Origin of the sequence: Methylobacterium sp. J-001 (assembly GCF_022829565.1) — a bacterium.
In the GTDB taxonomy this organism is placed as follows: Bacteria; Pseudomonadota; Alphaproteobacteria; order Rhizobiales; family Beijerinckiaceae; genus Methylobacterium.
This window is the reverse complement of sequence record NZ_JAKSYN010000166.1, coordinates 36,087-47,393: the sequence shown is the minus strand read 5'-3', so window position 1 is coordinate 47,393 and position 11,307 is coordinate 36,087. Positions and strand designations below refer to the sequence as shown.

Below are 11,307 nucleotides of genomic sequence, written 5' to 3'. Positions count from 1 at the left end.
CCCTGCGAGACCAGGACATCGACCTGGCGCAGTTTGGAGACCATCTCTTCAGCCGTAGGCTTCTTCCGTCCCATGACGACATCCTCCACATGGCCCAAAGCCATACTTCAAGGAGCACCGCTTTTATGGAGGCAGGCCAGTACTCGCAGTGCAATTGGTCGATGGCGCCTCTTCCATGAGGCGACGGATGACACGATGGTGGGCCCGGCAGGACTCGAACCTGCAACCAGACTGTTATAAGCGGTCGGCGCTAACCGTTGAGCTACAGGCCGGCGCCCGCATAGCCCTCGCAGGCCTGCGAGTGCAATCTGTGTCCCATCTGCAAGCGGCGTAGCGGTGGGGTTCCTATTCGGCCGCCTCCGTCTTACCAGTACCCTCCTGATCGTCCTCAGCGTTGTCCTCGGCCTGATCGTCGGAGGCTTGGTTCTCCATGGTCGCAGCAGGAGCGCCGGCACGGTAGATGTCGCCATGGCGTTCGAGTTCGCCGCTCGTCGACATCACGCTGAGGTATGTGGCCAGGGTGTTGGCCGCCACGTCCGTCAGGCGCTCCGTGATCTGGGCGTGCGTCAGACCCTCTGTTCCGGCATCCTCAAGGAGCGCCTTGAGTCGACCCTTGGCAGAGTTCGCCCGGGGGCCTCGGGGTCCGCGGCCAGCGCGAGGCTGATTATCGCTGTTGGACGCATGGCGGCGCTTCGGCTGTTCGTCAGCCAGCTCATCCATCGCCGTGCCTTCAACGATCGACGCCAGCGACCGCTCGGCCATGCGGAGCTTCGTCAACTCGCCGCTCACCCGCTCGTACTCAGCCTCAAGGGTCTCGCGCTGACGTCTCACGTTGGACAGGGCCTTTGAGAGTGTGTCGTCATTTGCCATTGGTCGATCAACTTCTTCGGTTTTAGGGCGTGGGCTTACAGGCGTAGTCGCTAAGCGTATCATTTGGCCATCTCATGATCGTTGCGATGACGGAAGATCGCGCCTGCAGCCCGCAGAGCCTGCATGAAAGTGTTGAGCTGGGCAATCGTGACTGTGGGGTCGGCGAAGCTGCTCTCGGCTCGCGCCACAACGCTCACAGGAACCTTGGCGCGCTGAGCCAGATCTTGGAGCGCCCAGCGACGAGAGAGCGCGTCCGTCGGCAGGCGTTTTAAGCCATTGAAATTCGGATAAAGGGTGAGACTTTGTCAGGTGTCATCGACATGCAAGTCGCGATCGAAGTCCATTACTCGGCACCACTGACCGCTTCGAGGCGCTATGTATCAAACCTTCACCGCAAGTCTCAATGCCGGTGACCGAACAGCGCAGACGTCCGTCCGGGTTGATGTTCTCCAGCCTGATCGCCACCAAAGTAACATCAATCCACCACCAGCTCCTATGGTAATGCTGTTAGCCATAACAATTGGACCAATTACGCGGCCTATTTAGATTGGCAGGCTTGGCCACGCAATGATTTGAGAGATAATCAAGTAATAACTTTGAGGCGGGGATTACCTGAAGCAGAGGAAGATAGACGTCAGATAAAATGAGGGTTGAGGTTTTTGATCAAAAATAAACAACAGTCGGTATTGTCGACAAATTAGTGCGAATGGTAACTGATGAGGCTGTACTATTTTCTCAGCAGGGCAATAGTTTCTTCGCGTGACTTGTGAACTGCAATGAATGTATGGATACCTTTAGGCAAGCTATTGTAATTGGTCGGTTGCTCAAAGTTTATGCCTCGATTGGCAATAGTGCTCAGCGCAAAGTTATGTTGCGATAAAACATCGACTATTTTGCTCAGATTATCTGAATGATCTGACGTCGATAAATAATATCTCAGCCGCACTATATGAATTTCACCAACGGCCAGCTTGCCCTGCAAGCCCTCTAAAACAAGATTGCTTTCGCGGTCTGTATTTAGATTTAAAATGTCGATTGATTTGATCGAGTTTTTCTCACAGTAGGCATCTCCTAACAATTCTTTGACGATTGTTTTTTCCCATTTGCCACCGCGGGGCACTCTCCCATGAATTAGCAATGACGTTTGAGGGTCAATAGGGTCATATTCCAGCAAGCGAGATCCGTTTTTATTCGATAGGCTAAAGTCGTTTAGTATAATTCGGTCAGACGACAATCTGGCGCTGAGATATTTATGTAGTAAAGGGTTAACTTCAAAAGCATGTATTTTCGCCATTGTAAATTTATTTAGACACACGGCAGCATATTCACCATCATTTGCACCTACATCAAGGATCGTATTTACTTCCAACTGAGCAATTTTATCGAGAAAATTCAGTTCTTCGCGGGAAACTGACTGATATTTCAGACCGCTACGTCTAATTTTTAAAAACGGAGCCCACCGAGCAATAAGATTATCTATAATGGTCCCGTTTTGCTTAACAGCCTGATTCATGTTCGGACCTGCTTCCTAGTCTTGTACACTCACTAGAGATCAAATCTCATTTTAGCATATTCCCGGCGTGACACAAACTGACGTTCCGGAAAATTTTGTAGGTCCTGATCACTCCTTACGACAATGGCTTGATGGTATTTCAAAAGAGTTCAAACATTTATACTGATGTTTAACATTCGAGAATCTGCTACTGGGTAGTTATATGCTGCCTAATTAAATCGATCTCACAAGTTTGAAACCGTTCGAGAGTTCTGTTTAATCAACATATCAATTGTCACTCAATTTTGTAATGCAGCTTGATCGAGATGGAGGCTGGCCGGTTAATGCAGGCTCTGCAGCCTGTTTGTATGCAAAGATAGGTTTGAGGAACCTGTTTTCGACCTGTTCGGCGCGAGCAGATCGCTGTTCGCATCAGACGTAAGTACCTGCAGTGCCACTCAAAATGGCTGACTTGGAGCCATTTTCTGATTTTTTCTGGCCTAAATTTTTGTGAAAACAGGTCATCTGGACAATCGCCGTAGCGACGATGGCCACATTGTTCCTGATGGATCTGTGTAATTCCATCGAGCGAACACTGCGAAATAAAATACTGAAATCAAATGGTAATCTATAAATAATGATACAAACCAACGGTTGCCACTTCCAGCCAGCGTTTTGAAAGTTCACAAAACATTTCGCGGCTTTTTCAATATCGATCGTCCGGAGCGTGGCGTCCGGACAGAAGGTTGTCTTACTTAAATCACCCCGCCCGCATTAGGTGGCGCCTCCCAATTTGGGGGAAGTGTGGCGAATTTACCTTAAAACGCGAACCCGACTTCGGCAGCAAAAGCGTCGAGGAGCGGCAGCGACGCGTCGAACAGCGGGCGCGAGCCGAAGGCGTCGCCAGCGCGTACAAATAGAGTTGCCTTGGCGTTGCGGTGCGGACCGAACACGCAGGCTAGGCGGCCGTCATCCTTAAGTTGGTCCAAGAGGGCTTGGGGCCTGACTTCCACTCGGCCGTTGATCAGGATCACGTCAAAGGGCGCCTGCTTCGGAACTCCCGCTTGTAGCGGGCCCTCGATGACCCGGGCCGAGGTTCCAAGGTTGGCTCGGGCCATCTCGGCGAGGTCGGGCGCCGATTCCAGCGCGGTCACATCCGCCCCGAGATTCGCCATCACGGCTGTGGCGTAGCCGGTACCGGTGCCGACATCGAGGGCCTTGGCGCCGGGCCGGATTTTCAGAGCCTGGACCAGGCGGGCCAGCACCATGGGGGCCGGCAGGCAGCGGCTCCCACCGTTCGCACCATCAAGTTGCAGGGTCTGATCGATATAGGCGAACGGCTCACGGCCCTTCGGCACGAAGGTCTCGCGCGGCACCGTGTCGAACGCGTCGAGAACCGCGTTGTCGTTCACGTCGAAGGTTCGCAACTGGCAGTCGACCATCATCCGCCGCGCCTGCGCGTAATCGATCATATATACGTGTCCTCGAACCGGATCGGAACGTCGCCCCCCGCCGGGCCGCAGCCCCCGGTCAAGCTCAAGTGTTCCGGACGCGCGCGTTGTCGGAGATCGCCCGCCAAAACGCAAGGTTTTCGCGTGTGGAGCAGGCCATGCGTGTCCAAGGCCGGGGCGCGACGCCATCTCTGGCAAACAGGCGGTCGGTGATCCGCTGATGCGCCCGCGTGGGTGACGACAGCACTCCGCTGTCGCGCCAGGGTTGTCCATGGACTCGCATCCTGCGGCTCAACGTTGAATAACGCGTGCAGACCGGACCGGGCGATCCAAGATCCCGGCTGTATCGGGAGATATCATGACGCCAGCCAGCAGGCCGACTCGAAACCGTGGATTCGCCGCCGCGCTCGCCTGCTTGGGTCTCGGGACCCTGGCCCCAGGCCTGTCGCGTGCGCAGGAGACGAAGGCCAGCTCCGCGCCGCCGGCCAGCGTGCAGATCGACCGCGGCTCGGCCCTCTACGGACGCCCCGAAGGCGGGGACGCCGCCAAGCTCGCGCCCGTCGCGGGGCCGCCCTTGGCGACAGCTGCCGCCAAGCTGCCGCTCGACAAGCTGAAGGTGCCGGAGGGCTTCAAGGTCGAGGTCTATGCCAGCGGCCTCGCCAATGCCCGCTCGATGACCCAGGCGCCGGACGGGACGCTGTTCGTCGGCACGCGCACCGTCGGCAAGGTCTACGCCGTGCTGCCGCAGGCCGGCTCGGACGGAAAGCGTGAGGTCAAGACCATTGCGTCCGGCCTGCACCGGCCGAACGGCGTCGCGTTCCACGACGGTGCGCTCTACGTGGCTGAGTTGTCGAAGATCTGGCGCTACGACGACATCGCCAAGCACCTCGACGGATCCGAAAAGCCGAGCCTCGTCTACGACGACCTGCCCAAGGACGAGGCCCATGGCTGGAAGTTTATCGCGATCGGGCCGGACAACAAGCTCTATGTCCCGGTCGGCGCACCCGGCAACATCGTGATGCCCCCGGACACGCACGCCCAGATCCGGCGCATCGATCTCGATGGCAAGAACGCCGAGGTGATCGCCCGCGGGGTGCGCAACACCGTCGGCTTCGATTGGAACCCGAAGACCAAGCAGCTCTGGTTCACCGATAACGGCCGCGACTGGGTCTCGGAGGACATCCCGAACGACGAGCTGAACGTCCTCACGGAGCCCGGCAAGCAGCATTTCGGCTATCCGTTCTGCCACCAGGGCACGTTCACCGATCCTGAATACGGCTGGGGCCATTCCTGCACGGAATTCACGGCGCCGGCGGCCCTGCTCGGGCCGCATACGGCTTCGCTCGGCATGCGGTTCTACACCGGCGCGCAGTTCCCGGAAGGCTACAAGGATGCCATGTTCATCGCCCGGCACGGCTCCTGGAATCGCACGACCAAGCTCGGCGGCGACGTGGTGGTGGCGCGGCCAGGCCCGGACGGCAAGGTTGCATCCGTGGAGCCGTTCCTGACCGGCTTCCTTCAGGAGAATAAGTACGCCGGCCGACCGGTGGACGTGCTGGTTGCTAAGGACGGGTCTCTGCTCGTCTCGGACGACTATAATGGCGCGATCTACCGCGTCAGCTACGGTCAGTGATGCGCCTTGGGGTGAGGATGGGGCTGATCCGGGGGCTTGCGTCCGTCCTTGGTGTCCCGCTGGCGGGTGCGGCGCTGGCTGCGCCCTATGCGGCGATGCAGGAGCGTCTCGCCCCCTGCGTCGCCTGCCACGGGGGTGGAGCCTCGGAAACGGAGGGCGTACCTTCCCTGGGCGGCCAGCAGGCGGATTACGTCGTGACGCAGCTGTTCCAGTTCCGGGAGAAGCAGCGCACGGCGCCCCCGATGAACGATGTCGCCGCCGGCTTCTCCGACGACGACCTGCGCGCCTATGCCGATGCCGTCGCGACCCTGCCGCCGCCCGCGTGGTCGGGGCCGGCCGCGGACCCGGCCCTGGTCACGCGCGCCCAGGCGCTGGTCTCAAAGCACCAGTGCAATTCCTGTCATGGCGCCGATCTGGCCGGCCGGGATGCGATTCCCCGAATCCGGGCCCAGCGGGAGGAATACCTCGCTCGGGCGCTGACGGTCTACAAGTCGAACGACCGGCCGGGATACGACCCCGCCATGAATGAGGTCGCGCAGGGCCTGAGCGAAGCCGACATCCAAGATCTTGCGGCCTACGTGTCAAGGCTCTGAGGGCCGCGCCTACCCCACCACGCGGAGCGTATCGCCCACCGCGAGCGCTCCACCGGCAATCACTTCGGCGTAAACCCCGAGGTCGCGGTGGCCGAGTCGCGCGTCAAGGGTCCAGGGGATGTCGTGGTCGCGCATGCCGCTCACCGGATCGACGTTGGTGGCGGCGCAGCGCACCGTGCGCTTGGTGATCTTGAGCCGCAGCCCGCTCGGCGCCTCGATCACCTGGCCGACCATGTCCAACTCGGCGAAGGGCGCGAGCCCCTCGATCAGCAGGTTGCCGCGGAAGCGCAGCGGGTCGACCGGCGCGCCGAGATAGTCTTCCACCGCCGCCACGCTTGCCCGGTTGATCAGCGAGACGTAGCCGGTGGGCGAATCGGTGAACCGGTATTGCGGCGGCGCCGCCAGCACCTTTGGCTCGCCCCGCAGGCTCTCCGGCAGGATGCGCCGCATCAGGTCGGCGAGCCCGTCCCGGCCGGCTTCCGTGTCGAGCCGGAAGGCCAGCGATTCCCCGGCATGCTCCACCGTGAGGGTGGCGGAGGAATCGTCGTAGCGGGTGCGCAGGCGGGCGAGCGCCTCGTCACGCATCAGCATCAGGTACTTGGTCTTGGGCTGGTGCCGCGGCGCCACCGGATTGAAGCCCGAAGGGCCGTTCTCGATGGCGTAGAGCCGGTCCCCCGGGAAGAACCCGCTGGTCTCCAGCTCGGCTCGGTCGAGCGGCTCCGGGCTCAGGCCCTTCACTGGGTAGCGGTAGAGGCCCAGGAGGGCGATTCTGAGCGCGGTTTGCATACGCAGAGGGTGGCTCGGAAAACCTGGGTCGCGCAAGGCCCCAGCCCCTTGTGGTGCGCAAATACAACACCACATCGAGCCTATCGGCGGCTTTCAGCGCCGGGGCCCCTAAGCGGCGGAGTGCCGGGGGGCGACGTTTCGGCAGAGCCGCGCCATCTCGGGCGGCGGATGTCGGCACGGGAGGGTGAGACACGCATGAATATCGAACTCTACACCGAGCGCGCCCGCGGTTTCGTCCAGGCAGCGCAGAACCTCGCGATGCGCGAGGGCCATCCGCAGCTTCAGCCTGGGCACCTGCTCAAGGTGCTGCTCGACGACCCCGAGGGCTTATGCGCCGGTCTGATCGACCGCGCGGGTGGGCAGTCGCGGGTCGCGCTGGCACAGACCGAGCAGTGGCTCGCCAAGCAGCCGAAGGTCTCCGGCAACGCGTCGGCCCCGCAGGCGACGCGCGAGCTGATGCGCCTGTTCGACACCGCCGAGCAGGCGGCCAAGAAGGCCGGGGATTCCTACGTCACGGTGGAGCGCCTGCTCCTCGCCCTGGCGGTCGAGAAGGAGTCCGAGGCCGGCCGTGCGCTGCAGGCGGCGGGCGTGACGCCTGCGTCGCTGAACGGGGCGATCAATGCGCTCCGTAAGGGCCGCACCGCCGACAACGCCTCGGCCGAGAACGCCTACGACGCGCTCAAGAAATATGCCCGCGACCTCACCGAGGCCGCCCGGGACGGCAAGCTCGACCCGGTGATCGGCCGCGACGAGGAGATCCGGCGGACCATCCAGGTCCTGTCCCGGCGCACCAAGAACAACCCCGTTCTGATCGGCGAGCCCGGCGTCGGCAAGACCGCGATCGTCGAGGGCCTGGCCCTGCGCATCATCAACGGCGACGTGCCGGAATCACTCAAGGACAAGAGCCTGCTGGCCCTCGACATGGGCTCGCTGATCGCCGGCGCGAAGTATCGCGGCGAATTCGAGGAGCGGCTGAAGGGCGTGCTCTCCGAGGTCACGGCGGCCGAGGGCGGCATCATCCTGTTCATCGACGAGATGCACACGCTTGTCGGTGCCGGTAAGGCGGACGGGGCGATGGACGCCTCGAATCTCCTGAAGCCGGCGCTCGCCCGCGGCGAACTGCACTGCGTCGGCGCCACCACGCTGGACGAGTACCGCAAGCACGTCGAGAAGGACGCCGCGCTCGCCCGTCGCTTCCAGCCGGTCTTTGTCTCGGAGCCGACCGTGGAAGACACGGTCTCGATCCTGCGCGGCCTCAAGGAGAAGTACGAGCAGCACCACGGCGTACGCATCCAGGACTCGGCCCTGGTGGCGGCGGCGATGCTGTCGAACCGCTACATCACCGACCGGTTCCTGCCCGACAAGGCGATCGACCTCATCGACGAGGCCGGCTCGCGCCTGCGCATGCAGGTCGATTCGAAGCCGGAAGAGCTCGATTCGATCGACCGCGAGATCGTGCGGCTGAAGATCGAGGCCGAGGCACTCAAGAAGGAGACCGATTCCGCCTCCCGCGACCGGCTGGTCCGCCTGGAGAAGGAGTTGGCCGACCTGGAGGAGCGCTCGGCGTCGATCACCGCCCGGTGGAAAGCCGAGAAGGACAAGCTCGGCACGGCCGCCGGCCTGAAGAAGAAGCTCGACGAGGCCCGCAACGAACTGGCCGCGGCCCAGCGCCAGGGCCAGTACCAGCGCGCCGGCGAACTCGCCTACGGCGTGATTCCCGGCCTGGAGAAGCAGCTCGCTGAGATCGAGGAGAAGTCCGAGGGCGGCCGCGACGGCATGATGGAGGAGGCGGTCACACCCGCCCACGTCGCCGGCGTGGTGTCGCGCTGGACCGGTGTGCCGGTGGACAAGATGCTGGAAGGCGAGCGCGAGAAGCTGCTCGCCATGGAAGATGCGCTGGCTAGGCGCGTTGTCGGCCAGCGCGAGGCGGTGGAGGCGGTCTCGACCGCGGTCCGGCGCGCCCGAGCCGGGCTTCAGGACCCGAACCGGCCGATCGGCTCGTTCATGTTCCTCGGCCCCACGGGCGTCGGCAAGACCGAGCTGACCAAGGCGCTCGCCGGCTTCCTGTTCGACGACGACACGGCGCTCGTGCGCATCGACATGTCCGAGTACATGGAGAAGCACGCAGTCGCCCGGCTGATCGGTGCGCCTCCGGGCTATGTCGGCTACGAGGAGGGCGGAGCGCTCACCGAGGCGGTCCGGCGGCGGCCCTATCAGGTCGTGCTGTTCGACGAGGTCGAGAAGGCGCATCCGGACGTGTTCAACGTCCTGCTGCAGGTTCTCGATGACGGAAGGCTAACGGACGGGCAGGGGCGGACGGTCGATTTCCGCAACACGCTGCTGATCATGACCTCGAATCTCGGGTCCGAGTACTTGGTGAACCAGCCCGCGGGCGAGGACACCGATGCGGTCCGCGACGAGGTGATGAACGTGGTGCGGGGCCACTTCCGGCCGGAATTCCTGAACCGGGTCGACGAGATCATCCTGTTCCACCGCTTGGCGCGGTCGGAGATGGGGGCGATCGTGGAGATCCAGCTCGGGCGCCTCGCGAAACTCTTGGAGGATCGCAAGATCACCCTCGACCTCGACGAGGAGGCCAAGATCTGGCTCGCCGACAAGGGCTACGACCCGGCCTACGGCGCGCGGCCGCTGAAGCGGGTGATCCAGAAGAACGTCCAGGATCCGCTGGCCGAGCTGGTCCTCTCGGGCAAGATCCATGACGGCGAGACGGTGCCGGTTCGGCTGGGCCCGATGGGCCTGATGATCGGCGACGTCACGGTCGGCGCCAAGCGCCGGCCGGCCAACGTAGCTCTGAACTGAGCGGCTCGGTTGCGAGCGAGGCGGTGCGCCGGATGACGGTGCGCCGCCATTTTCGTATGAGTCGTGCGTTCTGGACCCTCAGCCCACAGCGATGCGCCTGACGCGAGCGAGGATCGCCACCTGCAGCGCGAGGCCCGCAGCCGCCACAGCGGCGGCGGTGATCGGCAGGGCGGAGATTCCCGCCAGCGTGACCACCACGCCGCCGAGCGCCGCACCGGCCGCGCCGCCCAAATAGTTCGCCGAGCTGTTCAGCGCGACGGCGACGCTGCCGTGATCGGGCCGGAGGTGCAGCAGAGCATGCTGCTGCGGCGCCTGCGAGGCCCAGCCCATCGCCCCCCAGACCAGTAGCGGCAGGTAGCTGATGAGCGGGGTGCCGAGCAGGCTAGGGAGCAATGCGAGCGCCAGCGTCAGCGCGGCCAGGATCACGGCCATCACCCGGCGGGGATCGCGCGTCCGGTCGATCACCGGGCCGACCGAAAAGCTGCCCACCATCCCGCCGATGCCCCAGGCCCAGAAATAGGAGGCCGCGGCGTTGCCGAGCCCGGCCTGGTCGAGGAGCGGGGCCAGGTAGGTGTAGAGCCCCAGGCTGGCGATGGCGGTGAGGAAGGTCACCGCCACCGTCGCAACCACCGATGTGTCGGTCAGCAGGGCGATCCGGGCCCGCCACGAGGGCGGCTCCGCAACCTCGATGTCGGGCAGGCGGGCCAGGATGGCGACCGTGGCGACGGCGCCCAGAAGTGTCACCATCCAGAGGGCGCTCTGCCAGCCGAGCCGTTCGGCGATCCACAGCCCGGCCGGCACGCCGATGACCGTCCCGGTGCTCATGCCCCCGAGGGTCAGCGCAAGGGCGCGGCCCTTGCGGCCCGGCTCCACCAGAGTGGCCGCGGACGCGATCGCTACCGGCGCGTACAGACCGGCCGCAAGGCCGGCGAGCGCCCGGGCCAGGAGCAGCCCCAACAGGCTGGTGGCGAGGGCGCTCAGCATGTTCGCGATGGTGAAGACCGCGAGCGCCAGCCCGAGGATCCGCCGCACCGGCTTGTCGGCCAGCAGGGTGGCACAGACCGGGGCGGCCAGCGCGTAGGCCAGGGTGAAGACCGTGACCGCCTGCCCGGCCTCGCCGGGCTCGACCTGGAACGCGGCGCCGATCCCCGGCAGCAGCCCCGCGACCACATACGCATCCAAGCCCAGGGCGAACATCCCGAGCGCCAGAACCGCGATTCGTCTCATGTCTCGCCGCCTCTTTACGATGTACGACGAAAATCGTACATAAACGGCGCCATGAGCCCTCGCAAGTTCTTCCATCCGGACGTTTCCGAGCTGACCCTGCACCGGATCCTGTTCGCCCTGAGCGATCCGACTCGCCTGGCGGTGGTGTTGGATCTGCTGAAGGACGGTGAGCGCGCGTCGGGCGATCTCCTGGCCGAGAGCGTGCCGCGCTCGACTATGACGCACCATCTCAAGATCCTACGGGAGGCCGGCGTGACGCGCACCCGGCCGGAGGGGATGCGCTGCCTGATCTCGCTGCGCCGGGAGGATGTCGACGCGCGCTTCCCCGGGCTCCTCGACGCGATCATGGCTCATGGCGGGGCCGAGGCGTCAGCGCCGTAAGGAACGGGTTTCCGAAGGGCATGCCCTTCGGCGGGTTATCAGGGCCGAGCCCTG

Annotated in this window: 9 protein-coding genes; 4 read left to right on the top strand and 5 right to left on the bottom strand. The window is 63.3% G+C overall.

All coding sequences use genetic code 11. The features are described from left to right. Positions 1–345: 345 nt before the first annotated feature. From MKK65_RS21080 to MKK65_RS21070, 3 genes are all read right to left on the bottom strand, one after another. Positions 346–870: a hypothetical protein gene (locus MKK65_RS21080; protein WP_243960082.1), complete on the bottom strand. Its 525-nt coding sequence runs from the start codon at positions 868–870 to the stop codon at positions 346–348. Between the two features lie 727 nt (positions 871–1,597). Continuing rightward, positions 1,598–2,383: an FkbM family methyltransferase gene (locus MKK65_RS21075; RefSeq protein ID WP_243960081.1), complete on the bottom strand. Its 786-nt coding sequence runs from the start codon at positions 2,381–2,383 to the stop codon at positions 1,598–1,600. A gap of 797 nt (positions 2,384–3,180) precedes the next feature. Continuing rightward, positions 3,181–3,834: a protein-L-isoaspartate O-methyltransferase family protein gene (locus MKK65_RS21070; RefSeq protein WP_243960080.1), complete on the bottom strand. Its 654-nt coding sequence runs from the start codon at positions 3,832–3,834 to the stop codon at positions 3,181–3,183. A gap of 337 nt (positions 3,835–4,171) precedes the next feature. Between MKK65_RS21070 and MKK65_RS21065 the strand changes: the two genes are divergently transcribed. Both MKK65_RS21065 and MKK65_RS21060 read left to right on the top strand, forming a co-directional pair. Further along, entirely contained in the window at positions 4,172–5,446 is a 1,275-nt protein-coding gene (locus tag MKK65_RS21065) for a PQQ-dependent sugar dehydrogenase (RefSeq protein ID WP_243960079.1), read from the top strand. A gap of 17 nt (positions 5,447–5,463) precedes the next feature. Then, positions 5,464–6,039, top strand: a complete 576-nt coding sequence (locus tag MKK65_RS21060) for a c-type cytochrome (RefSeq protein WP_243960078.1) — start codon at positions 5,464–5,466, stop codon at positions 6,037–6,039. A 9-nt stretch (positions 6,040–6,048) separates the two neighbouring features. Here the strand turns inward: MKK65_RS21060 and MKK65_RS21055 are convergent, their stop codons facing one another. Continuing rightward, entirely contained in the window at positions 6,049–6,825 is a 777-nt protein-coding gene (locus tag MKK65_RS21055) for an MOSC domain-containing protein (RefSeq protein WP_243960077.1), read from the bottom strand. Between the two features lie 195 nt (positions 6,826–7,020). On the opposite strand from MKK65_RS21055, the gene clpB reads away from it, so the two are divergent. After that, on the top strand, positions 7,021–9,645 hold the full coding sequence (gene clpB, locus MKK65_RS21050) for an ATP-dependent chaperone ClpB (RefSeq protein WP_243960076.1): 2,625 nt from the start codon (positions 7,021–7,023) through the stop codon (positions 9,643–9,645). A gap of 78 nt (positions 9,646–9,723) precedes the next feature. Here the strand turns inward: clpB and MKK65_RS21045 are convergent, their stop codons facing one another. Then, positions 9,724–10,872, bottom strand: coding sequence for an MFS transporter (locus tag MKK65_RS21045; protein ID WP_243960075.1), 1,149 nt, complete (start codon positions 10,870–10,872; stop codon positions 9,724–9,726). Positions 10,873–10,923: 51 nt separating this feature from the next. Between MKK65_RS21045 and MKK65_RS21040 the strand changes: the two genes are divergently transcribed. Then, positions 10,924–11,253 carry an ArsR/SmtB family transcription factor gene (locus tag MKK65_RS21040; RefSeq protein WP_058191151.1) on the top strand — a complete coding sequence of 110 codons (330 nt, stop codon included), beginning with the start codon at positions 10,924–10,926 and terminating at the stop codon, positions 11,251–11,253. Positions 11,254–11,307: the final 54 nt, after the last annotated feature.